This is a genomic window from Streptomyces sp. NPDC052301 (assembly GCF_044593395.1).
Classification (GTDB): domain Bacteria; phylum Actinomycetota; class Actinomycetes; order Streptomycetales; family Streptomycetaceae; genus Streptomyces.
Genome location: NZ_JBIUBE010000015.1, coordinates 78409 through 103840, shown reverse-complemented (window position 1 = coordinate 103840; position 25432 = coordinate 78409). Strand labels below are relative to the sequence as shown.

The following is a 25432-nucleotide window of genomic DNA, read 5'->3' as shown; positions in this document are numbered from 1 at the left end:
CCCCCGTCCGCAAGGTGGCTGTCCCCACCACTCGACGGCCTCCGGCCCTCAGGAGGACTCATGACGTCTGAGCCATCCGCCGCCCCCACCCCGCGAGGCCCGGCCCTGCTGGGGCAGACCCTCGTCGTCATCGGTGGAAGCGCGGGCATCGGGCTGGCGACCGCCAAGTACGCCCGCGCCGAGGGCGCCGATGTCATCATCACCGGACGGAACGCGGAGCGGCTGCGCACCGCGGCCGCGGAGGCCGAGGCGGCAGGCACCGCCTCCTTCGACGCCCACGACCCGACGCAGCTCGCGCGGTTCTTCCGGGAGCTGGCCGGGCCGGTCGACCACGTGATGGTCACGGCGGGAAGCCCGTCGTACGGCCGCCTGCTGGACCTGGACGCCGAGCAGGCACGCCAGGCGATCAGCGCGCACATGGTGGTGGCGCTCGAAGTCGCGCGACATTGCGTCGACACGGTACGCCCCGGCGGGACGCTGCTGCTCCTGGGCGGCACGGGTGCGCGGCGGGTTCGGGCCGGCCTCGGGATCGCGCCCGCGGTCACCGCTGCGATGCCCGCGTTCACCGCCGGCCTCGCACTGGAGCTCGCGCCGGTCCGGGTCAACCTGATCGCCGCCGGGTTCGTGGACACGCCGCTGTCGGCGAGGCTCCTCGGGGAGGAACTCGACGCACGCCGCGAGAAGTTGCGCGCGACACTGCCCATCGGTCGCGTCGTCGGCCCTGCCGATGTCGCGGCGCTCGCCGTTCACCTCATGACCAACACCGCGCTCACCGGCGCGACCTACGACATCGACGGCGGCCAGCAACTCACCGACTGACGGCGACGAGTCCGGCGGAGGCCCGGAGTTCGGCGAGTCGGTCCGAGGCCAGGAGGGAGGACTCCTAGCACATGTCACACCATGACGGCCGGGCTGCCCGGCGGAGCCGAGGGGGCAGGCGGAGACCCGTCCTGGCCGAACATGCTGGAGGGAGCGCTGAACGGCACTGACACGGTGTTGTTGATCTGGCCCTTCCTCACGACCGGGGGCGCCCCCGGTCGTGCTGGAGGCGATTGCGCACCATGGCCGCCGCATCGTGTACCTGTCGTCGTCCGGCGTGCACGAAAGCACCGAACGGCAGACTGACCCGGTCAACCGGCTCCACGCCGACATGGAGCGCCTGATCGAAGGATCCGGCGTGGAGTGGACCTTCCTGCGGTCGAACACCATCGCCTCCAACGCGCGAGCTGGGCCGATCAGATCCGCGCCATCCGCGTCGTTCGCGGACCTGACATCGCGGCCACGGCGGTGGTCCACGAGCGCGATGTCGCGGCCGTGGCGGCACCTGTGCTGACCCATGACGGGCACTCGGGCAAGAAGCACGTCCTGACCGGAGCGCCGCTTGCGCACGTTCCGGTCATGGGCGGAAGAGCATGCGGCCGGGTCCGTTGAGTCGGACGAGCCCGGACACTGCGGCTACCGGGGCACCACGGCGTTGAGCCAGTCGTCGACGGTGACGACATCCGCCCACCGCGGGAAGAGCTTCTCGGTGAGCATCCGGTGGACCTCGGGGTCGGTGTCGAGGCAGGCGTCCGTCAGGACGGTGAGGTCGAAGTCCAGGTCGCCGGCCTGGCAGAGGGTGTACAGCACCACCCCACCGGTGGCGATACCCGCGAGAACGAGGCTGTCGATGCCGCGAGCCCTGAGCACCATGTCGAGGTCGCTGCCCGAGAATGCGCTCCCCCGCCGCTTGGTGACCACGACGTCGCCCCGCCGGGGCGCGATCTGGGGATGGATCTCGGTGCCGGGGTCTCCCTCGACGAAGAGGCCGGCGCCGGCGGCCGCGCCGAGCACCCTGTTGCGCGGGCTGACTTCCGGATGACCGGGACGTAGTTGGATGACCACGTAGATCACCGGGATGTCAGCCGCCCGAGCACCGTCGATCGCCCTGCGCAGGCGCGGCACGTACCCGGAGCCGTCGTCGGCGATGTCCACGATGTCGCGTTGCACGTCCATCACGAGGAGGGCGCTGTGCGCCATGTCCGCCGTCCCTTCTCCACCGGGAAAGAGCAAGTCCGGAAGGGAACCGTAGCTGCGACGGTCACCGCACGTCGTGCCGTCGCACGGACGGGATTGCCAGCACCGCCCCGACCGCCGCCGGCTGCCACAGGGCGCCGAGCCCCAGGAGCCGTTCCGCTCCCACGAGCCCGGACACGGGCCCGGCCAGCGCCAGTCCGAGCGGCCCCAGGACGAAGGCACCCAGGCTGCGTCGCCCGGCGCACCCCGGAGGGCGACCTGGTGGTGACCGGCCGCCTCGAGCGGCGCTCAGGTCGTTCCGCGGGCACAGCCTGGCGGATGTGCCCGCGGGCCCCCTGGCCGGGAACGGCCAGGGGGCCCGCGGAGCGCTGCCCTTAACCGCTACCGGGACGTGTCCTCGTGGGACAGCTCGACGTCGAACTCGGTGGTGCCGCTGCCGTCGACGCGCAGTGACGCGGCGACCGGGGCGTAGCCGCTGGCGATGACCGTGTACTCACCGTTGTCGAGGTCGGTGAACCCGTACGCGCCGTCGGGACCGGTGACGGCACTGCCGGTCACGTTCCCGGCCGAGTCCAGCAGGATGACCTTGGCGTCGCCCAGCGGCCGCCCGGTGGCGGTCGTGATGACGCCGTGGACGCGGGCACCGGGTTCGAGGCGGATCTCGCAGGGTTCCGTCGCTCCCGGGGTGACGTCGACCGGGAGGGCGGCCGGGCGGTGTCCGGGCGCGTTCACCACGAGCGTGTAGGTGCCGGGGACCAGTTCGGCGAGGGCGAAGGCGCCGTCGGCGTCCGAGGTTCCGGAGGCCACGACCTCGCCGCGCACATCGGTGGCGACCAGCAGCGCCCCGGCCAGCGGACGTCCGTCGGCGGCGTCGCGGACGGATCCGGTGAGGGCGACGGTGCCGCTGAGCGCGAGGTCGTACTCGACCGGCTCATCGCCGACGACCACCGTGACGGCCTGCGGCTGCCGGGCGCCGGCGGCGCCGATCAGGACATAGGTGCCGGGGCCGGTGACGGCCAGCGTGTAGTCGCCGTCCGCGCCGCTCACGGCACGGCCGAGCTGCCGGCCGTCGACGCCGATCAGGGTGATCACGGCCTGGGCCACCGGTGCGCCCGTGCCGTCCAGCACTCGGCCGCGGACACCGTGCCGCGGGAGGCCGTCCACCGGCTCGAACCGGTCGGCGGCCGGCCCGGCGCCGGGCCGGGTTCCCTCGGTGGCGGGCTCGGCGGCGGCCGGGACTCCGTCGGTGACGGGCTCGGCCGTGACCGCCGCGGTGGTGATCGCGGCCGCCTGAACGGCCTCCGGAGCCGGGGCACCGCCTTCCTCGGCGGCCCGCGCCTCGAGTCCGGAGACCTTGCGCAGGGGCACCTCCTTGGTCCACACGGCGACCAGGAAGCCCAGCACCATGACGGCCGCCGCGATCAGGAACACGAGCTGCATCGAATCGGTGAAGCCGGCCTTGAACGGCTGCGCCAGGCGCGGGTCGAGCCGCTGGATGAACGAGGAGTCGTCGAGGACGCTCGCACCGCTCCCGCCGCCCGCGTGCGGGTGCTTGAACATCTCGAGCACCGGCGCGTTCGCGGGGTTGGCACGTACGGCAGGGTCGTGCAGCGCGGCCCGGAACGCGGGCGTCTCGTACGCCGACCGGAAGGCGGAGCTGATCTTGTCGCCGACGGTGCTGAACAGCACGGAGAGGAAGATCGCGGTGCCGGCGGTGCCGCCCATCTGCCGGAAGAAGGTGGCCGAGGCGGTCGCCACGCCCATGTCCTTGGGCTCGACGGCGTTCTGCACGGCCAGGGTCAGGATCTGCATGCAGCCGCTGAGGCCGATGCCGAACAGCGCCATGTAGGCCATGGTCTCCGGCAGTGCCGTGTCCCACTGCACCCGGTAGTGGAACAGCAGCATGGCAGCGATGATCAGCGCGCTGCCGACGATCGGGAAGACCTTGTACTTGCCCGTCTTCTGGATGATGCGACCGACCACGATGGTCCCCGCGATCATCCCGACCATGAGCGGCAGCATCAGCAGACCGGACTTGGTGGGGCTGACCCCCTTCACGATCTGCAGGTACAGCGGAACCATCATCATTCCGCCGAACATGCCCATGCCGATGAGCACGGACAGCAGGCTCATCTTGCTGAACACCGCACTGCGGAACAGCCGCATCGGGATCAGGGCCTCCTCGCCCATGGCCCGCTCGACGAAGACCCACGCGAGCAGGCCGACCACGCCGACCGCGTAGCAGGCGTAGGCCTTCGTGGAGGTCCAGCCCCAGTCCTGGCCCTGCTCGGCGACGAGCAGCAGCGGCACCACGCCGATGGCGATGGTGAGCGCGCCCCACCAGTCGATGCGGTGGTCGCGCCGGGTGTGCGGGATGTTCAGCACCTTGGCGACGACGAACAGCGCGACGATGCCGACCGGCACGTTCACCAGGAACACCCAGCGCCAGCCGGTGATGGCCAGGATGGTGCCCCGGCCGGCCAGGAAACCGCCGATCAGCGGGCCGAGCACGCTGGAGGAGCCGAACATCGCGAGCATGTAGCCCTGGTACCGGGCCCGCTCGCGGGGCGGCACGATGTCACCGATGATCGCCAGCGCCAGCGACATCAGACCACCCGCGCCGATGCCCTGGAAAGCCCGGAAAGCGGACAGTTCCGTCATCGACGTGGCGAACGAACAGGCCGCCGAGCCCACGATGAAGATGGTGATGGCCGCCAGGAAGAAGGGTTTGCGGCCGTAGAGGTCGGACAGCTTTCCGTACAGCGGCGTGCTGATGGTGGAGGTGATCAGGTACGCGGTGGTGACCCACGCCTGCGCGCTGAGGCCGTGCAGATCATCGGCGATCGTGCGGATCGAGGTGCTGACGATGGTCTGGTCGAGCGCCGCGAGGAACATCCCCAGCATCAGGCCGCTGAGGATGGTCATGATCTGGCGGTGGGTCAGCCTGCCGGCCGGTGGAGCCGGCGAGGCTATCCCTGCGGTTCCCCCACGGGCCGGGGACGCGGACATGGTCATGCGTGCAAATCTCCTTGCCTCGCCTCGCCCTGGGCTCTGCCCGGCTCCGAGGCTGTGTACGTGCTGTCCACTGGTCGTCGAGGCGCTTCAGCAGACGGGCGAGCCCCTGCGCCGGTCGTCACCCATGTTCCGTTGCTTGCGGCTACCAAGTAAGTGTAGGGCCTGGCCGGAACGCCTCCACCACACGTCCACCGGGCCGGTTCGGGCGCATACGCCCCGCCGGTCAGTGGTCCACGGACCCGGGCGGGCGGAAGCAGGCGATCACGGTCTTGCCGCGAGGGCAGGGGCGGGCCTCCCACTCGTCGGCCAGGGCGTCGACGAGGAGCAGCCCCCGGCCCCCGGTGCGTTCCGTGTCCGGCGTACGGGGTGCCGGCAGTTCACTGGAGTCGTCGTGCACGGCGATGTGCAGGCAGCTGTTGTCCCAGGTCAAGATCAGCTGCGCGGCGCTGTGGGCGTGGGTGTGGGCATTGGTGACCAGTTCCGAGACGGCGAGCAGGACCGCGTCCACCGTCTCGGGCGCGCTGGTGGTCCATCCCAGAGACTCCAGGTGCTCACGCGCCCAGTCCCGCGCCGCCTTCACCTCGCTGTCGAGCGGCAGTGAGCGTGCCCACCCCACCGCGCGCAGGGACGATCCGTCCATGTGAGGCCCCCTCCGATCCAGCCTGTCCGTGTGCGCATACCCGCGGTCGCGGCCGGCAGCGGCGCCCTTTCGAATTCCCCATATCGCCCTGCATAAACAAGGCATACCTGATGAATGAAGAGAGGATCGCAGGGAAATCGGCGGTCAGGAGGTTGATAAATATGGTTCCCCTGCTTCTCGTTCTGCTTCTGGCCCTGATTCTCTTCGGCGCCGGTTTCGCCCTCAAGGTCCTGTGGTGGGTCGCGGTCGCCGTTCTGGTGGTGTGGTTGCTCGGGTTCGTCATGCGTTCCACGACGACCGGCGGAAGCCGCGGCCGCTGGTATCGATGGTGACCTGACGACACCCCCGCGTGGAGGGCCCGACCGACTGCCGGTCGGGCCCTCCACGCATGCCGGCTCAGGGGGGACCCTTGTCGCCCACGGCCGGCGGCGGGGGCTCGCCGAAGCGGACGTAGATCTTCTCGAAGCCCTTGAAGGACTCCGTGGCCGCGTAGGAGCGGTAGGCACGCACGTCGCCCGCGGCGAGGTGGACGCGATCGGTGAACGGTGTCAGCAGGCTGCGTGGCCACAGCCGCAGGCAGCGTACGGCGATGATCTCCGCCGTGGTGAGGTACACCGTGGCGGCGAGGTAGATCCAGGCGAGCAGACCGAGCACGATGCCGAACATTCCGTAGGTCGCCGTCGTCCCCCGCAACACGTGCGCGACGTAGTAGGAACCGCCCCACTGCAGTGCCTGCCAGGCGCACGCCCCGCCCAGGGCCGGGCCGTACGTCAGGCGCAGCGGCAGTCTGCGCCTGGTCATCAGGCGGTAGCTCAGCAGGAGGAGGGCGGCGTTGAGGACGATTCCCACGATGCCCACCGCGACCCTGATGCCGACGGCCAGGCGTGTTCCGAAGAGGGTGGCGGCGGACTCCGCGGTGGACAGTGCCGTCGTCAGGCACAGGCCGGCCGCGAGCAGGATCAGGAAGTAGAGGCCCCTCGCCCGTGAGCGCAGCGGGTCGGGGCGGGCGTGCCGGGGCACTGCGAAGATCTTGTTCAGCGCGTGCTGGACCGCCTGGGCGATCCCGAGGGCGCCGTACACGCTGCCGGCGACACCTACCGCGAGCGCGGCGCCGCTGCCGTGGAACGAGTGGATGTTGTGGCCGAGCTGGTCGCCGATCACCGGGAACTCACCCAGCGCCGAGTGCAGCATCGTGTGCTGCAGCTGCGGATTGCCGTGCAGGGCGGCGCTGAGGACGGCGACGAGGAACAGCAGCAGCGGAAAGAGGGAGACGAAGCCGTAGTAGGCCATCAGCGCGGCCAGGTAGGTGGCCTGGTCGTCGAAGAACTTGTAGACGACCGCGACCGGCATCCCTGCCCACCGGTGCCGTCTCTGGTATCGGTCCAGCCGGGCCAGCACGTCCATGTGCCCTCCCACACCCCCGGGTGCGAGTCCGCGCGTCAGCGGAACGCCTCGCCCTTCCCGTGCCCCGGTCGGGGTTTCCCACACCGGCGACCGTGATCACCGGTGCGCCGGAGGCGGAGGCACGGCCGCAACGCGGCCGGGAGGGGCGCGCGCAGGAAGGTGCCGGCCCGGAACGCACCGGCCGTGCACCGTCGGTGACCTGGTTGGTTCGCCTGTCCCTGGGCACCCGGTGAGGCCCGTGCCAGCTCTCGGCCAGGAGGCGCACATGGCGGTCCGTCATCGCTTGATCAAGGCCGATCCGGCCACCGTGTGGGATGTCCTCGCCGACGGCAACCGGTATGCCGAGTGGGTGGTGGGCACCGGTGTCTCACGGCCGAAGCGCGGCCGGTGGCCCGAGGAGGACGCGTCGATCGCCTACGAGATCCGGTTCGGGCCGTTCCGAGTCGGCAACGAGACGGTCGTACGGGAGTGCCGGCAGGGTGCCGGTCTGGAACTGGAGATCCTCGCGGGTTTCCTGGGCACGGCCCGCTTCTCCATCGAGCTGCGCGCCTGGGGCCGGGACTGTCTGGTCATCGTCGACGAGCACCCGCTGCAAGGGGCAGGAGCCGCCCTGCACAACCTCGGTGTGGAGGCCCTGATCCAGGTGCGCCACCGTTCCATGCTCGCCCGGCTGGCCCGGTGCTGCGAGGACGAGGAGGACGGACGCCGCCGGGCGTCCGCGCGGCGGACCGGTGACAGACAGGGAGCAGCCGGAGATGCCTGACGCGGTGGTGATCGGAGCGGGCCCCAACGGGCTGGTGGCCGCCAACGTACTGGCGGATGCCGGCTGGAGCGTCCTGGTGATCGAGGAACAGCCCGAGCCGGGGGGCGCGGTCCGTCACGACCGAGGTGTGCATCCCGCCTACGTCAGCGACCTCTTCAGCTCCTTCTATCCCCTGGCCGCGGCCTCCCCCATCCTGTCCACGCTCCGTCTGGAGGAGTACGGGCTGCGCTGGAGCCACGCACCGCACGTACTGGCCCATCCGCTCAGCGACGGCCGGTGCGCCGTGCTGGACCGGCGCGTCGACGCCACCGCCGCCTCCCTGGAGGCGTTCGCACCCGGCGACGGAGCGGCCTGGCGACGCCTGTTCGAGCTGTGGCAGACGCTGGGCCCGGATCTGCTCAAGGCCCTGTTCACGCCGTTCCCGCCGATCAGGGCCTCGGCCCGGCTGCTGCGGACCCTGCGTGCGGCGGGCGGCCTGCGCGCGGCGCGGTCCCTGCTCCTGCCGGTCCGCCGGTTGGGCGAGGAGGAGTTCCGGGGCGAGGGCGGCCGGCTCCTCCTCGCCGGCAACGCCCTGCACGCCGACCTCGCGCCCGAGTCGGCCGGCAGCGGCGGCTTCGGCTGGCTGATGTCGATGCTCGGACAGGCGTACGGCTTCCCCGTTCCGGTCGGTGGTTCCGGCGCGCTGACGGATGCGCTGATCCGGCGGCTTCGCCTGGGCGGCGGAGAGATCCGCTGCGGGGAACGGGTGCAGAACGTCGCCGTCCGCGGAGGGCGCGCGGTCGCGGTGCGCACCCGCTCCGGTGAGACGGTGCCCGCGGGCAGGGCCGTACTCGCCGACGTGGCCGTGCCCGTCCTCTACCAGGAACTCGTCGGGCCCGAGCACCTGCCCGCGCAGGTCCTGGAAGACCTTCGGCGTTTCCAGTGGGACTTCGCCACCTTCAAGGTGGACTGGGCGCTCGACGGGCCGGTGCCCTGGCAGGCGGAACAGGCCCGGCGGGCCGGGACCGTGCACCTGGCCGACGGCGTGGACGAGCTCACCCGCTTCGCCGCGCAGATCGCCATGCGCGAGGTGCCCGACCGGCCCTTCGCCCTGTTCGGGCAGATGACCACGGCGGACCCGTCCCGGTCGCCCGACGGCACCGAGTCCGCCTGGGCGTACACGCACGTCCCGCACGACGTCCGGGCGGACGCCGGTGAGGAGGGTGTCACCGGCGCCTGGGGCCCGGACGACCAGGAACGCATGGCGGACCGGGTTGAGCGCCAGGTGGAACGCTTCGCCCCCGGCTTTCGCAGCCGCATCCGAGCCCGGCGCATCCTGGCGCCGCCCACGCTCGAGGCGCTCGACGCCAACCTCCCGGGCGGTGCCATCAACGGGGGCACGACCGCCGTGCACCAGCAGCTGGTCCTTCGACCCGTACCCGGCACCGGGCGCCCGGAGACGCCCGTCGCCGGTCTCTACCTCGCCTCCGCCGGTGCCCACCCCGGAGGCGGAGTGCACGGCGGCCCCGGCGCCAACGCGGCCCGCGCCGCCCTGCGCGCGGGCCGGGCGCCCGGTCTCGCCGGTGCGCAGCGCCTGCTCAGCCGCCGGGACCGCACCGGGCGCACACGCTGATCCCCGCTCCGGCAGGCGCCGCATCCGGCCGGGCGGTACAGCTGGAAGTACCCGACAGACGGGCTCAGGCCCACCGCACCAGGGAGTGTCCATGAACGACCACCAGGACGGACTCGACCCCCGGCACCGACGGCCCCCGGGCGTCGACGACATCACCGTCGAGGCCCTCGGCTCCCTGTCGAAGGCGCTGGAGACCGTGGAGCGGGCCCGTGGGCACCTGTACAGCTTCCACCAGCTCACCGGCGGCGCCGATCTGGAACTGGACCGGGCGGTGCGCATGCTGCGCGAGGCCGGGCACCCTGAGTGGGCGGACAAGATCGAGGCCGAGATCCTGGGCCGCAACGTCCTTCCCGGTTACTGGACGTTCCAGATCGTCGAGGCCTACAACGACACCTACTACCGCCCGTTCCAGGAGCTGGAGCGCAGTGCGGTGGCAGAACTGGTCCAGGGCCGGGACCACCTGTACGAGGCGGAGATGAAGGAGGCGCGGCGCACCCCGGGCCATCCCGACCACACGGCGTGTCCCCCGCCCATGGAGACCTGACGAGCAGGCCTGACGCGCAGGCCGGACCGGAGCGCGCCGGGCGTACGACAGACAGGGACCGGGGCAGCGCCCGACAGCGAAAGGCGGAGGTCGTGCGAAACAGTCCCCTGACGGGCAGGACCGTCGTCGTCACGGGTGCCGCCCGCGGCGTGGGAGCGGCGCTGGCCTGCGAGGTGGCCCGGCGAGGGGGCCGTCCCGCGCTCCTCGGACACGAGAAGCACCTGCTGGACGAGCTGGCCGACCGGCTGCTGGCACCGTCGCTCGCGCTCGAGGCGGACGTGACCGACCTCCAGGCCCTGCGGGAGGCCGCCGACGAGGTGGGGCGCCGTCTCGGGCCACCGTCCGTCGTCGTGGCCAACGCCGGTGTCGCGGACGGCGGGCCGTTCGCCGCCACGGACCCGGCCGAGTGGCGCCGGGTGATCGACGTCAACCTCACCGGCAGCGCACAGACCGCGCGGGCGTTCCTGCCCGACCTGCGGGCCACGGCCGGCTACTTCCTGCAGATCGCCTCCCTCGCCTCGCTCGGGGCGGCTCCGCTGATGAGTGCCTACTGCGCGTCGAAGGCCGGCGTGGAGGCGTTCGCGCACGCGCTGCGCGCGGAGGTGGCCTGCAGCGGCGTCGCCGTGGGCATCGCCTACCTGAACTGGACCGACACCGACATGATCCGGGACGCCGACCGTCATGCGGTGCTGCGGGAACTGCGCGGCCACATGCCCGCGCCCGCCCGCCGTGTCCGTGGCGTCGAGGAGGTCGCCGCGCGGATCGTGCGCGGCGTGGAGCACCGCAGGACCGCCGTGTACGCACCCGGCTGGCTGCGGCTGGTGCAGCCGGTGCGTGCCGCCCTGCCGCCCCTGGTACTGCGCGTGTCCCGGCGCGACCTGTCCCGGCTGGAGGCCGAGGGGTGCCTCGCGCCGACCGGACTGCTGGGCGCCGGCGGCGACGCCGACGCCGCGGCGCGTCGGCGTGCCCCGAGCCCGGAACGGCGCTGATGCAGACCTTCCTGCCCGATCCCGACTTCCGGCGCTCCGCCCTGCTGCTGGACCGCCGGCGGCTGGGCAAACAGCGGGTCGAGGCGCTGCAGGTGCTGCGCGGCCTGACCGTCCCCGGCTACGGCTGGCGGCGGCACCCGGCCGTGCGCATGTGGCGCGGGTACGAGGAGGCGCTGGTCCGCTACGGCCTCGAGGTCTGCCGGGTGTGGCGGGAGCAGGGGCACCAGGACAGCTGCGCCGCTTCGCTGGTCGCCGGGTACGCCGCGAGCCGTCCGGGCGCCGCCGTACGCGACCAGCCCGCGCTCGCGGCCGCCGGGGAACTCCCGCCGTGGCTCGGTGACGACGCCTTCCACCGCAGCCACCGCTCCGCGCTCGTCCGCAAGGACCACGACACCTACGCCCACGCCTTCCCCGGAGTGCCGGACGACCTGCCCTATGTGTGGCCGTCCTCGGACCGGGAGGGCAGCGAGGTGACGCCGGACAGGTGAGAGGCGGCGGCGCCTCATCAGCCGTCGACGAGCATGCCCTCGCGCAGGCGGGCCAGCAGGCGGGAGATCAGGCGCGAGACGTGCATCTGCGAGACGCCGAGGCGTTCGCCGATCTCCGCCTGGGTGAGTTCCTCGACGAACCGCCAGTGGATGATCTTGTGGTCGCGTTCGTCAAGTGCGGCGATCATCGGGGCGAGGGCGTGGAAGTCCTCGACCAGGCCGAGGGCAGCGTCCTCGTCGCCGATGAAGTCCGCCAGTGCCGACTCGCCGTCCTCGGTGCCGTTGATCGCCGCGTCCAGGGAGGCCGACTTGTAGCCGTTGGAGGCGAGCTGGGCCTCGACGACCTCCTCCTCCGGCAGGCTCATCAGCTCGGACAGTTCCCGCGTGGTCGGCGTCCGGCCCAGCCTGCTGCTCAGCTCCTCCTTGGCCCGCGCCAGTTGCACGCGGGCCTCCTGCAGCCGCCGGGGAACGTGCACGGCCCAGGACGTGTCGCGGAAGAACCGCTTGATCTCGCCCACGATGTACGGCACCGCGAAGGAGGTGAACTCCACCTCGCGGGTCAGCTCGAACCGGTCGATCGCCTTGATCAGACCGATCATGCCGACCTGGACGATGTCCTCCATCTCCTCCGGGCCCCGGCTGCGGAACCGGCCCGCCGCGTAGCGGACCAGGGACATGTTCATCTCGATCAGCGTGTTCCGCGCGTACTGGTGCTCCGGGGTCCCCTCCTCCAGCACCGCGAGCTGGTCGAAGAACACCTTCGACAACTCCCGCGCGTCCTTCGGCGCGACCTGGGACGGGTCGGCGATCTCCGGAACATCCACTGCCTGCCCGGCAGACTTCACGGTCGTCGTCATGATGCGCCCCTCCCTGTCGATCAGCCTTGTGCCGGTCGCTCCACGACCGATGATCAACCGCCTACCCCGACCCGGCGCGTGCATGCCCGGCTTTTCGAAGCCCGATGCGGGGACAAGTGATCATTCGAAGTGATCATTCGAGGACCCCGACCGAAGGAAGCCTGCATGACCGCACCCGCACGCCCGTCCCTGCGTACGAGGGACGACAGGCGCTTCGACCTGCGCACGACCGCGCTGTTCTTCCTGCTGCTCGCTCTGCTCCTGTGCGTTCTGGCCTTCGTCGTGCGCACCGCGGCACACGTCGTCGAGCACCGCCCGGCCTGGGCCGGTGTCCTGGTGGTGCTCGCCGTCGCGGCCGGTCTGACCGGCAGGTCGAGGTGGCGGCGCTTCTCCGCGGCGAGAGGCGCCCGCCGAGCCGCCCGCGCGCTGGAGGAGGCTGCCGAGAAGGCGTCCGACAGCCTCGCCGCCCCGGCACCGCTCGAAGCGGATGCGCCCACCGAACGCCCCGGCGGGCACGAGGAGGTGTTCGCCGCCCCCGCGTCGGACATCGGCGCCTACGCGGTCGCTCCCGCGCGGATGATCTCCTGCGCCGAACTCGACCCCGACGAATTCGAACAGGCCATAGCCGAGCTGTGCGCCCGGGACGACTGCACCGACGTGGAAGTGGTCGGCGGCGCCGGGGACTTGGGCGCGGACGTCGTCGCGCTCACCGCGGACGGGCGGCGCGTGGTCATCCAGTGCAAGCACTACGGTGACGGCAACAAGGTCGGATCCCAGGACATGCAGCGTTTCGGGGGGACCTGCTTCACCATCCACCAGGCCGACATAGCGGCGGTGGTCACCACGAGCGACTTCACCGCGCCGGCTCTCGAGTACGCCCGTCAGTGCGGAATCGTGTGCGTGAACGGCCCGGATCTGCAGGCATGGTGCGAAGGCGGGGGTCCGAGCCCCTGGGACCGGGCCGACGTCTGAACCCGTCCCGCCCGGTCCGCTCCACCGCTCAGCCGGTCAGGTGCCGCTGCAACCAGTCGGCGGCGGCACGGCGGAACAGCCGGCGGTTGTCCGCGCGGAGGAACTCATGCCCTTCGTCGCGCAGGGTGAGCAGTTCGGCGGTCAGACCACGTTCGCGTGCCGCCCGTACGAACTGCTCCGACTCCCCCGGCGGGACATTGGTGTCGTGTTCCCCGTGCACGGCGAGGACCGGCGCGCGGAGCGCGTCGATGCGGCTCATCGGGGACAGGGCGTGCAGCAGCTCGCGGTCGCGTACCGGGTGGCCGTACTTGTGGGCGGCCGACTGGGCGATCCAGGGTTCGGTGCCCGCGAAGAACGACGCGAAGTCCGACATGCCGCACACCGCCACCCCGGTGCGGAACAGGTCCGGGTGCCGGACCAGCGAGGCGAACGTGAGGTAGCCGCCGTACGAGCGGCCCATGACCGCCAGCCGGGAGGGGTCGGCCGGGCCCTCCAGCACCGCGTGGGCGGCGCAGTCCGCCACGTCGTCGAGCGCGGCGAACCGGCCCCTTCCCAGGTCCGCGTCGACGAACGACCGGCCGTAGCCCGACGACCCGCGTACGTCGGGGGCGAAGATGTCCAGTCCGCGCCCCAGGATCTCGTGGTACAGCGGGGACAGGACGGGGCGCTCCTGGTCCTCGGGGCCGCCGTGCAGATGGATGACGCAGGGCGCCGGTTCGCCCGGGCCGCGCCCCGGTGCACGGTAGTACCAGCCGCCCAGCGGCAGCCCGTCCCGTGCGTTCGGACGGAGGGGGACCGGTCGCACGGGCGGCCGGCCCGGCGGCACGGCGTCCTCGTCCCGTGACGACCACGGGGTGCGCACCGGGGTCACGCCCTCGGGCAGCCACCAGATGCCGGGGCGACGCCGGGACCCCGACAGGGCCAGCAGCAGCCGGTGGCCGGCGGCCGCGATGCGGGTGACCACTTCGTGGGGCAGGGAGACGGACCGGGGCGGACCGGCGGTGACCCCGGCCGTGGCGGACGGGTCCGTGTCGAGGACCTCCAGTTCGCTCGTGCCCCGGACGTTCCAGGCGAGCACGGCGGCAGTGCCGTCGTGGGCGTGTCGCAGCAGCTCCAGTTCGCTGTCCTCGCGGGACGCCCCGACCGACCAGCCGCGTGGCCGGCCTTCGGGGTCGAGGTCGGCGGCGAGGAGCACCGCGAACTCCCGGTGGGCGTTGCTGCGCAGCCACAGGGTGTCCGCACGGGGTGAGAAGCTGCCGATCCACGGGTCGCCGTCGGCCACCGGCATGACACAGGTCGTCACGTGGTCGGCGGTGCGCAGCACGAACGCCTCGCGCCGCCCGCGGGGTCCCCGGCGCAGCAGCGCCAGGCCGCCGTCACGGCTGAGATCGCACACGCGGAGCGTCGCCGCGTCCTTCTCGGTGGCGAGAAGAACGGGGGCGGTCACGCCGTCGGGGTCGATGAGGTAGGCCGACAGCCCGTCGCCGAAGCCGGCCCCCGGGGCGGTCTGCCGGTCACCCGGGGCACGGATCGTCGTCGTGTCGACCGTGGCGGGGGCCGAGGGCAGTCCGATACCGGGATCCGTGTGGGGTGCCGCGCCCAGGAGTTCCGCATCGCCCATCCGGCTCTGCCAGTGCTCCGGCAGGCGGCCGGGGGCCGGTCCCGGTTCCGCCGGACCGGACTCCGCCGTGGCGTCCGCGGCCGGCACGATCATGGGTGCGGCGGTGGGGACCGCGACGGTGACTGCGATCGCCGAGCCGTCGTGCGCCCAGCAGCCCAGGTGGGCGGAGCTGCCCGGCTCGGCTCCGGCGAGGATGTGCCGGTCGGTGCCGTCGGGGCGTACGCACAGGACCCGCGTGTGCTCTCCGCCGCCGGGGGCAGTGGTGTAGGCGATCCAGCGGCCGTCGGGCGACCAGGACACCTCCTGGACGGGGTCGGGTCCGTCGTCGAGCAGACGCACCGCTTCGCCGTCGACGGGCCCCACCCAGAGCTGGGGCACACCGCCTCGGTCGCAGATGAAGGCGGCCTCGGTCCCTGCCGGGTCGGCCGAGGGGTACCAGCAGCCGTGCGCGATGAGCCGGGTCGTGGCGTCGCGCGGTCCGGAGGCGTCCGGCAGCGGGATGCGGGCGGGCGCGGCGAAGGCGTGCGCACGACCGTCCGGGGGCTGGGGAGCCGGGCTGCCCCTCCGGTCAGGGGCTTGCGGAGCCGAGCTGCCGGTCCGGTCCAGGGCCTGAGGAGCCGAGTCGCGGGTCCGGCCCGGGGCCGGCGACGTGAGGCCGCCTGTCCGACCCGCGGCCTGCCTGCCGGCGCCGCCCCCCGCCCACTCCGTGGCCTGCGGATTTGCGCCGCCCCCGGTCCGGTCCGCGGCCTGCGGGGCCGGGCCCCCCGTCCGCGTCGGATGCGCCGTGGGGGGCCGCTCGGCAGGAGGCCTGCCCGTGCCGGGCGTTCGTTCCGTGAGGGGTTCCCCGGTCAGATTCCGTGCGTCTGCAGCCATATCTCCAGCAAAGCCACTTGCCACAGCGCGTTCGCTCCGCGCTTGGTCCGGTGTCGGTCAGGAGCCGCCAGGAGTCCGGCGACGTACGAGTCCTGGAAGAGCCCGCGCCGTTTGGCTTCGGGGGCGCGCAGCGCCTCGCGCACCCTTTCCAGGACGGGTCCGGCCATGTGGGTGATCGCCGGGACCGGGAAGTAGCCCTTGGGACGGTCGACCACGTCGTGGGGCAGCAGTTTGCGGCCGGCCTCCTTCAGGACGCCCTTGCCGCCGTCGGCCAGCTTCAGCTCCGGTGGGCAGGCCGCCGCCAGTTCCACCAGCTGGTGGTCCAGGAACGGCACGCGGGCCTCCAGGCCCCAGTCCATCGTCATGTTGTCGACCCGCTTGACCGGGTCGTCCACCAGCATGACATGCGTGTCGAGCCGCAGGGCCGCGTCGAGTGCGGTCTCGGCCCCCGGCGCCGCCATGTGGTCCCGGACGAACCGGCCGGAGACGTCCTCCCGCGGCAGCATGTGCGGTTGCAGCATCGCGGCGAGGTCGGTGTGCGGCCGGTCGAAGTACGTCTCGGCGTACCTCTCCGGTTCCTCCTCGCGGGCCGCTTCGGCCAGCCGCGGGTACCAGTGGTAGCCGGCGAAGACCTCGTCGGCGCCCTGCCCGCTCTGCACGACCTTCACGTGCCTGGCCACTTCTTCGGACAGCAGATGGAACGCGACCACGTCGTGGCTCATCATCGGCTCGCTCATCGCGGCGACCGCCGCGTCCAGGGCCGTCGACACCTGCCGCGAGGGGACCACCAGCTGATGGTGATCGGTGGCGAACTCCTTGGCGATCAGGTCGGAGTACCGGAACTCGTCCCCCTCGTCGCCGCCTTCCGACTCGAAGCCCACGCTGAACGTGGCCAGGTCCCGCTGCCCCTCGTCGGCGAGCAGTGCCACGATCAGGCTGGAGTCCAGTCCGCCGGAGAGCAGGACACCGACCTGCACGTCGGCGACCATCCGGCGGCGTACGGCGGTGCGCAGCGCGTCCAGCACCGCGTCCCGCCACTCGGTGGGGCCCATGCCCGCGTGCTCGGGGCGGCGCGTGTACGACGGCTGCCAGTAGCAGTGGTCCTCGTGACTGCCGTCCGGCTGCACGATTCGCACGGTGGCCGGGGGCAGCTTGCGCACACCGGCCAGGACGGTGCGGGGTGCGGCCACGGTCGCGTGCCAGCTCAAATACTGGTGCACGGCGGCCGGGTCCAGCGAGGTGTCGACGTCGCCGGCCGCGAGCAGGGCGGGCAGCGAGGAGGCGAACCGCAGCCGTCCGGGGGTCCGTGCCAGGTACAGGGGCTTGATGCCGAGCCGGTCGCGTCCCAGGATCAGACGGCCGGTCCGGTGCTCGACGAGGGCGAAGGCGAACATGCCGTAGAAACGGTCGACGCAGTCGGCGCCCCACTGCTGGTACGCCTTGAGGACGACCTCGGTGTCGGAAGTGGACCGGAAACGGTGTCCGAGGCCCACGAGTTCCGCGCGCAACTCCTCGTAGTTGTAGATGCAGCCGTTGAAGACACCCGTCAGCTCCTGCTGGGCGTCGGACATCGGCTGATCCCCGCGCTCGGACAGGTCGATGATCTTCAGTCGGCGGTGTGCCAGCGCCACGGCGTCCCGCGACCAGATGCCGTGGCCGTCGGGGCCGCGGGCGGCGAGCCGGTCACTCATGCGCGCGACGGCCGCCAGGTCGGGCCGCGTGCCGTCGAAACGCATCTCTCCGCTCAAGCCGCACATCAGGCGCCACCTCCCCGTTGCGGGTGGGGGTGGCGCGGGGCGCTGTGCGCGGGCCCGCCCGTCGGTTTGTGGCCGGGGCCGGTCGACACGGTGATGCTCCTCCTTCGGGACGGCAGCGGGTACGGGGTGGGTCTGGGGATGTGCGGAACGCGTCCGGTGCCGATGGGAAGGGTCACGGACACTCTCCTCGGGGTGACGGACGGACGCCTGGCTCTGCACCTCCGACTTCCCACTCGGCCCACGACTAAGCGAGGACGCTCCACAGAGACAACTGCATCACAGATGAGCGGGACTCGCGCCTTCAGTGGATGCCTACAGTGGAGACGTGGCCCCGATCCCCGACGACCGCGGAACCCCGGACGCCTTGTTCGACCTCGACGCGCTGGACGCCGCCACGGCGGCAGGCGGGGCACCGGGCGGCGGCACGGTTCACGGGCAGGGCCCGCAGAACCGCCCGCTGTTCCGTGACTCCCCCGCGGCCCACCGTCTGCTGCCCGTACGGGCCATCTACGCGGAGCCGTCCGCCGCCGCCTCCGCGCGCGGCCGGCAGATCCTCGCCCGCTTCCCCGACGCCGCCCTGATCGAGGTGGACTCCCACTGGGGCATCCCGGGGCTGCACGGCAACGAGGGGAACGTCGAGCGCTGGGTGCGCGTGAAGGGGGAGACGCTGGTCCTGGGCGTGCGGAAGACGCTGACCACCCGGCCCAACGGACGGTCCGCCGACTGGATCGCCCCCGGGGGCTCCAACGGGTGCGCCATGGCCTGCGCCTACTGCTACGTCCCGCGCCGCAAGGGGTACGCCGATCCCGTCACCGTCTTCACCAACATCGACGCCGTCATCGCCCACCTGGCCCGGCACGTCGCACGCCAGGGGCGCAAGCGGGAACCCAACCAGTGCGACGAGTCGGCCTGGGGCTACGACATCGGGGAGAACGGTGACTGTTCGGTGGACGCGCTGATCTGCGACAACACCGCGATCTCGTGCGGGCCTTCCGCCAGTGGCCCACGGCGAAGGCCTCGTTCGCGACCAAGTTCGTCAACCCTGACCTGTTGTCGCTGGACCCCCGGGGCCGCACCCGCGTCCGCTTCTCGCTGATGCCCGCCGCGGACTCGCGGCTGCTGGACGTACGGACGTCACCCGTGCGCGACCGCATCGCCGCCGCGGCGGACTTCCTGGACGCGGGCTACGAGGTCCACTTCAACCTCTCCCCCGTGGTGCTGCGCCCCGGCTGGGAGGACGCCTGGGCCGAGGTTCTCCGGCACCTCGACGACGTCCTGCCCGACCGGGTCAAACGGCAGGCGGCGGCCGAAGTCATCATGCTCACCCACAACCGGGATCTGCACGAGGTCAACCTCGGCTGGCACCCCCGCGCCGAGGAGCTGCTGTGGCAGCCCGCCCTGCAACAGGGCAAACGGTCGGAGAACGGGGCGTCGAACGTCCGCTACGCCGACCACGTCAAGGCGGCGGCCGTGCAGACCCTGCGCGCACTGGTGGCGGCCCGTGCGCCCTGGCTGCGCATCCGGTACGCGTTCTGACGGCCGCCACCCCCTACGGGGACGAGGTGCAGTGCGGGTTCAGGCGTGCCGTCGGGCCCACATCGGGGTCACGAGGGCGATGAGTACGGCCGCGACGCCCACCTGGAAGACATGGCGGATCCAGTCGATCCCGCTGGTGTCGGCCACGCCGAAGGCGCTGGCGAGCGCGTTGCCTGCGACTCCTCCGACGATGCCGAGGAGAACCGTCAGCCACAGAGGGATGGGCTGACGGCCCGGAAGCACCAGCTTGGCCAGAAGGCCGATGATGAGTCCCGCGATGATGGCCCACAAGAACGACACGTCTTCTCCTTCAGGGATGCGCCGACGTTTCGGTACATCCCCGCGTGCCCGTGAGTCACCGCTCTACGCCTGGGGGATCGACGGGGCGGCGCGGTGGACCTCGTCCTGCGCGAGCAGGGAGAGGAGCGAGGCCACCGTCAGGCCCAGTCCGGCCTCGGCCGGGTGGCGCAGGATCTTCGTGGGGTCGATCCGGTAGGTGTTGCCGCGGCCCTCTCGCGTGTGGGAGAGATATCCGTCCTGCTCCAGGTCGGCGATGATCTTCTGCACGGCGCGTTCGGTCAGCCGACAGTGCGCGGCGATGTCTCGGATGCGCGCGTTCTGGTTGTCCGCGATGGCCGCGAGTACGCGGGCGTGATTCGTCAGGAACGTCCATCCGTTGTGCGGCTCGGGTACTCCGTCCATGCCCCGAGCATACCGGCCTCAGGTTCGCGTAACCAAAAACACGTACTACATTTCGTGCATCAGTTGACGTGTTTCGGGTTTCCGGGGGAATGTGGAAGCGGACCTCGGCCAGCACATGAGCAATCAGATGAGGGAGTGAGCCATGCATGACCCCGCCCGCCGAGCCCAGTCCCTCACCGCACCGGACCCCGAGCGCACAGGAGACGAGGCCGCCGCCCGGCCGGTGCCACCCGGTCGGGCGAGCATGTCGTACGGAGCGGACGGACACCGCGTCAGCGTGACGGTCAGGGGTGAACTCGACCTCGACTCCGGCAGGCAGCTCCGACCCGACCTGCACGAGGCACTGGCCGGGTCGGCCGGTGACGTCGACCTCGACCTGAGCGGGCTCGACTTCTGCGACTGCGCCGGTCTGAGTGTGCTCCAGGATCTGCGCCAGCGCGCCGTCGCACTCGGCAGAACCGTGGTCGTCCGGTCCAGCAGCCCCGCGTTCGACAGGCTGCTCCTCCTCGTCGGAGCCCAAGAGCTGTTCACTTCCGGCCCGGAGCACCAGATCCCCGCGAACCGCGACCGCCCGGACCACTGACGCGGCGACCCGCGGCCACCACGGTTACCGGCCGGTAGGGATTGGCACGCCCACGGGCTCGAACACCATGACCGACCGTGCCTGCGCGACGCCATCTCCCCTGCGCCCGCCCGTACATGAGGCCGGGACGCTGCCCGGATCTTTGTGGGTTCGCCCAGTACGACGGCCCGCCGGGATGTGGAGAGACTGCCCGTCGAAGGCCACGGCATGTCACCGGGCACGGGGGCCGGGCCTCGGACACGACCGAGCAACCGGGGAGGACGCACGGTGAGCGTGCAGCAGTACGACGAGATCGGCGAGGCCTACGAGGGGTTCAAGGCCCTGCCACTGGAGCAGTACGCGGTGGTGCCCAGTTTCCTGGGCATGGTCGGGGACGTGCACGGCACGTCGCTCCTCGACCTGGCCTCCGGCACCGGCTTCTACAGCAGGGAGTTCAAGCGGCGCGGCGCCACGGATGTGCTGGGAATCGACATCTCCGCCGAAATGGTCGCCGTGGCACAGCAGTTGGAGGAGCGCGAACCGCTGGGTGTGCGCTACGAGGTGGGTGATGTGGCCGAACTGCGTCCCCTGGAGCAGCGGTTCGACATCGCCCGGGCGGTCCAACTGCTCAACTACGCCGAGGACATCGCCGCCACGGAGCGGATGTGCCGCACCGTGCACCGGAGCCTGAGGCCCGGTGGCGAGCTCTTCGCGCTCAACCAGTCGCCCGACTTCCGCTTCGACGGGCCGCCGCCGGACAAGTACGGCTTCCGCAGCGAGCTCACCGGTGCGGAGGCAGAGACCGGACCGCAGGTCAGGACCACGGCGCTGCTCGACCCGCCGGTCTCGTTCATCGCCAACCTCCCGCGTCGCGAGGTCTACGAGAAGTCCCTGCGGGCAGCCGGATTCACCGAGGTGACCTGGGTCCCGCTGACGGTGTCCGACACCGGTGTGCGCACGTTCGGCGCCGACTACTGGGACGACTTCCACACCAACCCCCCGCTGGAGATGCTGCGCTGCCGCGCCTGACGATCCACGGGACACCCCGGCGGCCCGATCCCCCGGAATCGCGCGAACGGGGGCCGGGCCGCCGGCCGTTGCGGGCCGCCGGGCAGGTGACGGGGCATCGCGTCGCTCCCGTGCCTGCCTCGGCCGGGTACCCGGTCGTCTGCCCGGACCCGCGCGGGAACGGCCGGTCGGAGAGAAAGAGCGGTGAAACATTCTGGCGGGTCCGGCGCATCAATGGATCAGGAACACCGCACAGGACCGGCAGGGCCGAGGGGGACGCATGAGATGGGGCCGCAGCAGCGGGCGCGACGGACACGAGGGGTACTCGGAGTTCGCGGCGGCGCGGGCCGGACATCTGTACCGGTCCGCCTGCCTGCTCACCGGCGGCGACACCCACCTCGCCGAGGACCTCGTCCAGGAGGCCCTGGGCCGGGTGTACCTGCGATGGGACCGGGTCTCCCGGGCGGACAACCCGGCCGCGTACGCCCAGACGGTACTCACCCGCAGCTTCCTCACCCACCAGCGGCGCCACAGCACGCGCAGGGAACGCGCGACCGACGTGCTTCCCGAGGTGTCCGGACCGGACGCCGCGGGTGAGGCGTCCCTGCGGCTGACCCTGCTGGCGGCGCTCGGGCAGTTGTCCGCGAAAGACCGCGCCGTGGTCGTCCTGCGGTACTGGGAGGACCGAAGCATCGAGGAGGCGGCGGCCGCGATGAACACCAGTCCGGCCGCCGTGCGGACGCGCTGCGTCCGCGCCCTCGCCCGGCTGCGCGCGCTGCTGGGCGACGCCCTCGGCGAGTACGTCAGCCCCTGACGCCGTTCCGTCCGCTCAGCTCCGACCGACCAGCTATCCGTGAAAGGGCGGTTCGCCATGCCCACTCCAGACCACGACCACTTCGAGGAACGCTTCGCCGACGCCCTGCGGGATGCCGGCAGGGCCTTCGGCACCGACCGGCAGGACCTGGTCGCCCGCGGTGCGGCGCAGGGCCGTCGGCTGCGGGTACGGCGACGGGCCGCCGTGGCGGGCGGTGTCGCCGGCGTCGCCCTCGTCGGGCTCGGCGGGGCACTCGTCCTCCCCGGCGGACAGGGGACCCACGCCGGACGGCAGCAGTCCGCGGCGAGCGACCCTGCCGGAAACGCCTCCTCCGGGACCGCGACCCCCGCCGTCTCCGGCGAGAAGCTCGTCCGGACGCTCGAGAAGCTGATGCCCCAGGGGCGGTTCAGCGGCGCGGAAGGGCACGGCACGGACGACTCGGCCGCCGCCCGGGCCGTCTACGACGACGGCCGGGGCAAGGCCGCCGTCGCCGTGTCCCTCGGTCGCCTCCCCGCCGGAAGCCAGGAGGCGCAGCAGGCCACCCGGTGCCCCGACCAGGTGTTCATCGCCTACGACGCCTGCACCAGCACCAAGCTGCCCGACGGCTCCGCCCTGATGGTCCTCAAGGGCTACGAGTATCCGAACCGCCGCGGCGGCACGAAGCTGTGGACCGCCGACCTGGTCACGCCGACCGGTCAGCACGTCTCCGTACAGGAGTGGAACGCCGCCGCCGAGAAGGACTCGCCCGTCACCCGGGACGAACCTCCGTTGTCCGCCGCCCGGTTGAAGGCGCTCGTCACCGCGCACCAGTGGCGCGACGCCTTCGCCGCCGTTCCCGCCGGGTCCGCCGCGACGGCCGCGCCGAGCAGCGCGCCGAGCACGGGACACGGGTCGGCCCCCGCGACGCTCGTCCGTCTGGTGCCGCACGGGCTCCGAGTCGTCGCGAAGAGCCGCAACGACGACCCCGAGTTCGGGTACGTCGTCGTCGACGACGGCCGGGGCGCCACCCTGGTGCAGATCAACGTCCAGCCCGACATGCGGGACGTCGAGGACCAGCTCTTCGGGGCGGGGGCGAAGACGCTGCCCGACGGAACCAAGGTCGTCCGGCGCAAGTCGTCCGGCGAGAAGGGTGTGCCCGGGATCGTCATGTGGACCGTGGACACCATCCGGCCCGACGGCCGCCGAGTGGTGATCAGCGCCTTCAACTCCGGCGCGCAGAACACGCCCGCCACCCGCAGCGCCCCGGCCCTCACCCTGGCACAGCTGGAGAAGATCGCCACCGACCCGGCGTGGCTGAAACTGGGCTGACCGTCCGTCGTGTCCTCGTCCCGGTTCCTACCGTCGGATGAGGCCGAGTTCGGTGGCGGTGGCGACGGCGGCGGTGCGGGAGTCGACCCCGAGCTTGACGTAGGCACGGGCCAGGTGTGACTTGACCGTGCCTTCGGTGAGGTGGAGCCGGTTGCCGACGGCCTGGTTGGACAGGCCCTCGGCGACCAGCGCCAGCACCTCGGTCTCGCGCCGGGTCAGGGCGGTGCCGGGAGCACGCAGCCGGTTCACCAGCCGGTCCGCGACGGTGGGTGCCAGCGTGGTACGGCCCGCCGCGGCGGTGCGTACGGCGGCGGCCAGGTCCTCGGGTTCCGCGTCTTTGAGCAGGTACCCGGTGGCCCCGGCCTCGATGGCGGGCAGCGTGTCGGCATCGGTGTCGTAGGTGGTGACGATCAGCACGCGGGGGGCTCGCGGACGGGCCGTGATGGCGGCGGTGGCCTCGGCGCCGTTCATGCCCTTGCCGAACTGGAGGTCCATGAGGACGACGTCGATGTCCCCCTGGCCGGCCCGGGTGACGGCGTCCTCGGCGGTGGCGGCCTCGGCCACCACCGCGATCCCTGGTTCGGTCTCCAGGACGGCGCGCAGTCCCGCCCGTACGACGGGGTGGTCGTCCGCCAGGAGCAGGCGGATCGGGGTGTCGGTCACGAACGGTCCTCGGGTGTGGTGTCGGCGGTGGGCTGGTACGGCAGTCGGGCGGCCAGGGCCGTGCCGTGGCCGGGGGCGGATTCGACGGTGAGCGCGCCGCCGAAGGCGTGGACGCGAGCGCGCATGGCGGCCAGCCCGAACCCGCCGGCCTCGGGATCCGGCGCGGGCAGGTCCGCGGGATCGAAGCCGCGTCCGTCGTCGACGATGTCCAGGGCGACCGCGTCGCCGAGGTAGCCGAGGGTGACCTCGGCGGTGGCGGCGTCGGCGTGCCGGACGGTGTTGGCGAGGGCGGACTGGCAGACGCGCAGGAGCGTGACCTCGTGCGCGGTCGACAGTGGTACGGGCTCGCCCGTGAGGCGGAAGCGCGCGGTGAGCCGGTGGCGGCTGCTGGTGGTGACGCACAGGCGTTCCAGGGCGTCGGCCAGAGTGGTGCCCTCCAGGGCGGGTGGGGTCAGGGCGGCGACGAAGCGGCGCGCCTCGGCGAGGTTGTCGACCGCGGTGTGCCGTGCCTGGACGACGTGGCGGACGGCGTTCTCCGGAGTGTGGGGCAGGGCCCGTTCGGCAGCGCGCAGCAGCAGTTGGATGCTGGAGAGGCCCTGTGCGAGGGTGTCGTGGATCTCGCGGGCCAGGCGCTCGCGTTCGGCCAGCACGCCGGCGGTGTGCTGGGCGGCGGCCAGATCGGCGCGGGTGGCGGTGAGTTCCTCGATCAGGCGCCGCCGGTGCTCGCTCTCCCGGTACAGCGCCTGGTACCCCCACACCACCGCGACCGCCACGGCGGCGCCGAGAGCCGGTCCGATGGCCATGGCCGCGCTGAAGGAACCCTGGTGTGCCGCGAAGCCTGCGACGGCCGCCACCGCCGTGGCGGCCACAGCGGCCAGTCCCGCACGGCGGGGCAGCAGGTGGAGCTGGAGGAAGTACAGCGGGAACGCCACCCATACCCCGTCGGCGGACAGCACCAGCAACGCCAGCCACGCGGCGCCCACGGCGGTCAGCCACAGTGCGGCGGCCCGCCATGAGCGGCGTGCGCGGAGCAGCGCGGGCCCCGCCGCGTAGATCAGGCCGCAGGCTGCTGCTGCGGCGACGGTCGCCGCCGGGTGCGGGCCGTGGGAGGTGACGGCCCGGCCGGCGGCCAGGGCGAGCAGGGCGACGACCAGCAGGTGCAGACACCAGGTCAGGGCCCGGGTGGTGGGAGTCGAGGCGGGAGCGGTGGCGTTCACAGTGCTCCCAGGCTAAGGAACGGCCGCCTGCCGGGCCTCCATCGAAAGTTACAACCGGTGGGCCGCCTTTC

24 protein-coding genes and 1 pseudogene are annotated in these 25432 nt (G+C 72.2%); 14 read left to right on the top strand and 11 right to left on the bottom strand.

Annotation, left to right across the window (positions count from 1 at the left end; all coding sequences use genetic code 11):
- Positions 1 to 60 precede the first annotated feature (60 nt).
- The gene (locus tag ACIHEJ_RS33015; RefSeq protein ID WP_400141038.1) at positions 61 to 819 is read left to right on the top strand and encodes an SDR family oxidoreductase; all 759 of its coding nucleotides are present in this window, start codon (positions 61 to 63) and stop codon (positions 817 to 819) included.
- Between the two features lie 220 nt (positions 820 to 1039).
- On the top strand, positions 1040 to 1333 hold the full coding sequence (locus ACIHEJ_RS33010; RefSeq protein ID WP_400141036.1) for a hypothetical protein: 294 nt from the start codon (positions 1040 to 1042) through the stop codon (positions 1331 to 1333).
- A 122-nt stretch (positions 1334 to 1455) separates the two neighbouring features.
- Here ACIHEJ_RS33010 and ACIHEJ_RS33005 read toward each other — a convergent pair whose 3' ends face one another.
- The 3 genes from ACIHEJ_RS33005 to ACIHEJ_RS32995 form a co-directional block, all read right to left on the bottom strand.
- Positions 1456 to 2019 carry a cysteine hydrolase family protein gene (locus ACIHEJ_RS33005; RefSeq protein ID WP_400141034.1) on the bottom strand — a complete coding sequence of 188 codons (564 nt, stop codon included), beginning with the start codon at positions 2017 to 2019 and terminating at the stop codon, positions 1456 to 1458.
- A 378-nt stretch (positions 2020 to 2397) separates the two neighbouring features.
- A complete protein-coding gene (locus ACIHEJ_RS33000; protein WP_400141033.1) occupies positions 2398 to 5031 on the bottom strand; it encodes an MFS transporter in 2634 nt (877 codons plus the stop codon).
- A gap of 223 nt (positions 5032 to 5254) precedes the next feature.
- Complete coding sequence (locus ACIHEJ_RS32995) at positions 5255 to 5671, bottom strand: ATP-binding protein (RefSeq protein WP_400141031.1); 417 nt, start codon at positions 5669 to 5671, stop codon at positions 5255 to 5257.
- A 161-nt stretch (positions 5672 to 5832) separates the two neighbouring features.
- On the opposite strand from ACIHEJ_RS32995, the gene ACIHEJ_RS32990 reads away from it, so the two are divergent.
- Positions 5833 to 6003 (top strand): hydrophobic protein, encoded by a 171-nt coding sequence (locus ACIHEJ_RS32990; protein ID WP_400141029.1) that lies wholly within the window; start codon positions 5833 to 5835, stop codon positions 6001 to 6003.
- 64 nt (positions 6004 to 6067) lie between these two features.
- On the opposite strand, the gene ACIHEJ_RS32985 is transcribed toward ACIHEJ_RS32990, so the two are convergent.
- Positions 6068 to 7075 (bottom strand): YihY/virulence factor BrkB family protein, encoded by a 1008-nt coding sequence (locus tag ACIHEJ_RS32985; protein WP_400141027.1) that lies wholly within the window; start codon positions 7073 to 7075, stop codon positions 6068 to 6070.
- Positions 7076 to 7340: 265 nt separating this feature from the next.
- Between ACIHEJ_RS32985 and ACIHEJ_RS32980 the strand changes: the two genes are divergently transcribed.
- The 5 genes from ACIHEJ_RS32980 (at position 7341) to ACIHEJ_RS32960 (ending at position 11471) form a co-directional block, all read left to right on the top strand.
- A complete protein-coding gene (locus ACIHEJ_RS32980) occupies positions 7341 to 7838 on the top strand; it encodes an SRPBCC family protein (RefSeq protein WP_400141025.1) in 498 nt (165 codons plus the stop codon).
- Positions 7831 to 9450: a phytoene desaturase family protein gene (locus ACIHEJ_RS32975; RefSeq protein WP_400141023.1), complete on the top strand. Its 1620-nt coding sequence runs from the start codon at positions 7831 to 7833 to the stop codon at positions 9448 to 9450. Before ACIHEJ_RS32980 ends, ACIHEJ_RS32975 begins: the two co-directional genes overlap by 8 nt.
- Before the next feature lie 91 nt (positions 9451 to 9541).
- Positions 9542 to 9994, top strand: coding sequence for a hypothetical protein (locus tag ACIHEJ_RS32970; RefSeq protein WP_400141021.1), 453 nt, complete (start codon positions 9542 to 9544; stop codon positions 9992 to 9994).
- A gap of 92 nt (positions 9995 to 10086) precedes the next feature.
- Positions 10087 to 10983, top strand: a complete 897-nt coding sequence (locus ACIHEJ_RS32965; protein ID WP_400141019.1) for an SDR family oxidoreductase — start codon at positions 10087 to 10089, stop codon at positions 10981 to 10983.
- Entirely contained in the window at positions 10983 to 11471 is a 489-nt protein-coding gene (locus ACIHEJ_RS32960; protein ID WP_400141017.1) for an MSMEG_6728 family protein, read from the top strand. The genes ACIHEJ_RS32965 and ACIHEJ_RS32960 overlap by 1 nt, the downstream gene beginning before the upstream one ends.
- Before the next feature lie 17 nt (positions 11472 to 11488).
- Here the strand turns inward: ACIHEJ_RS32960 and ACIHEJ_RS32955 are convergent, their stop codons facing one another.
- On the bottom strand, positions 11489 to 12328 hold the full coding sequence (locus ACIHEJ_RS32955) for an RNA polymerase sigma factor SigF (RefSeq protein WP_400141015.1): 840 nt from the start codon (positions 12326 to 12328) through the stop codon (positions 11489 to 11491).
- Positions 12329 to 12493: 165 nt separating this feature from the next.
- Between ACIHEJ_RS32955 and ACIHEJ_RS32950 the strand changes: the two genes are divergently transcribed.
- On the top strand, positions 12494 to 13300 hold the full coding sequence (locus ACIHEJ_RS32950; protein WP_400141013.1) for a restriction endonuclease: 807 nt from the start codon (positions 12494 to 12496) through the stop codon (positions 13298 to 13300).
- Positions 13301 to 13328: 28 nt separating this feature from the next.
- On the opposite strand, the gene ACIHEJ_RS32945 is transcribed toward ACIHEJ_RS32950, so the two are convergent.
- Positions 13329 to 15794: a prolyl oligopeptidase family serine peptidase gene (locus tag ACIHEJ_RS32945; protein WP_400141011.1), complete on the bottom strand. Its 2466-nt coding sequence runs from the start codon at positions 15792 to 15794 to the stop codon at positions 13329 to 13331.
- The gene (locus tag ACIHEJ_RS32940; protein WP_400141009.1) at positions 15770 to 17551 is read right to left on the bottom strand and encodes an N-acetylglutaminylglutamine amidotransferase; all 1782 of its coding nucleotides are present in this window, start codon (positions 17549 to 17551) and stop codon (positions 15770 to 15772) included. Before ACIHEJ_RS32940 ends, ACIHEJ_RS32945 begins: the two co-directional genes overlap by 25 nt.
- 334 nt (positions 17552 to 17885) lie before the next feature.
- On the opposite strand from ACIHEJ_RS32940, the pseudogene ACIHEJ_RS32935 reads away from it, so the two are divergent.
- Positions 17886 to 19087, top strand: a pseudogene (locus ACIHEJ_RS32935) (spore photoproduct lyase family protein).
- A 39-nt stretch (positions 19088 to 19126) separates the two neighbouring features.
- Here the strand turns inward: ACIHEJ_RS32935 and ACIHEJ_RS32930 are convergent.
- A complete protein-coding gene (locus ACIHEJ_RS32930) occupies positions 19127 to 19387 on the bottom strand; it encodes a GlsB/YeaQ/YmgE family stress response membrane protein (RefSeq protein ID WP_400141007.1) in 261 nt (86 codons plus the stop codon).
- Positions 19388 to 19450: 63 nt separating this feature from the next.
- Complete coding sequence (locus tag ACIHEJ_RS32925; RefSeq protein ID WP_400141005.1) at positions 19451 to 19789, bottom strand: helix-turn-helix transcriptional regulator; 339 nt, start codon at positions 19787 to 19789, stop codon at positions 19451 to 19453.
- A gap of 142 nt (positions 19790 to 19931) precedes the next feature.
- On the opposite strand from ACIHEJ_RS32925, the gene ACIHEJ_RS32920 reads away from it, so the two are divergent.
- From ACIHEJ_RS32920 to ACIHEJ_RS32905, 4 genes are all read left to right on the top strand, one after another.
- Complete coding sequence (locus ACIHEJ_RS32920) at positions 19932 to 20372, top strand: STAS domain-containing protein (RefSeq protein WP_400141003.1); 441 nt, start codon at positions 19932 to 19934, stop codon at positions 20370 to 20372.
- A gap of 267 nt (positions 20373 to 20639) precedes the next feature.
- Complete coding sequence (locus ACIHEJ_RS32915) at positions 20640 to 21380, top strand: class I SAM-dependent methyltransferase (protein WP_400141002.1); 741 nt, start codon at positions 20640 to 20642, stop codon at positions 21378 to 21380.
- 259 nt (positions 21381 to 21639) lie between these two features.
- Positions 21640 to 22173 (top strand): SigE family RNA polymerase sigma factor, encoded by a 534-nt coding sequence (locus ACIHEJ_RS32910; RefSeq protein ID WP_400141000.1) that lies wholly within the window; start codon positions 21640 to 21642, stop codon positions 22171 to 22173.
- A 57-nt stretch (positions 22174 to 22230) separates the two neighbouring features.
- On the top strand, positions 22231 to 23481 hold the full coding sequence (locus tag ACIHEJ_RS32905; protein WP_400140998.1) for a hypothetical protein: 1251 nt from the start codon (positions 22231 to 22233) through the stop codon (positions 23479 to 23481).
- Between the two features lie 27 nt (positions 23482 to 23508).
- Here ACIHEJ_RS32905 and ACIHEJ_RS32900 read toward each other — a convergent pair whose 3' ends face one another.
- Both ACIHEJ_RS32900 and ACIHEJ_RS32895 read right to left on the bottom strand, forming a co-directional pair.
- The gene (locus tag ACIHEJ_RS32900) at positions 23509 to 24144 is read right to left on the bottom strand and encodes a response regulator (RefSeq protein WP_400140996.1); all 636 of its coding nucleotides are present in this window, start codon (positions 24142 to 24144) and stop codon (positions 23509 to 23511) included.
- A complete protein-coding gene (locus ACIHEJ_RS32895; protein WP_400140995.1) occupies positions 24141 to 25361 on the bottom strand; it encodes a sensor histidine kinase in 1221 nt (406 codons plus the stop codon). Before ACIHEJ_RS32895 ends, ACIHEJ_RS32900 begins: the two co-directional genes overlap by 4 nt.
- Between the last annotated feature and the right edge of the window lie 71 nt (positions 25362 to 25432).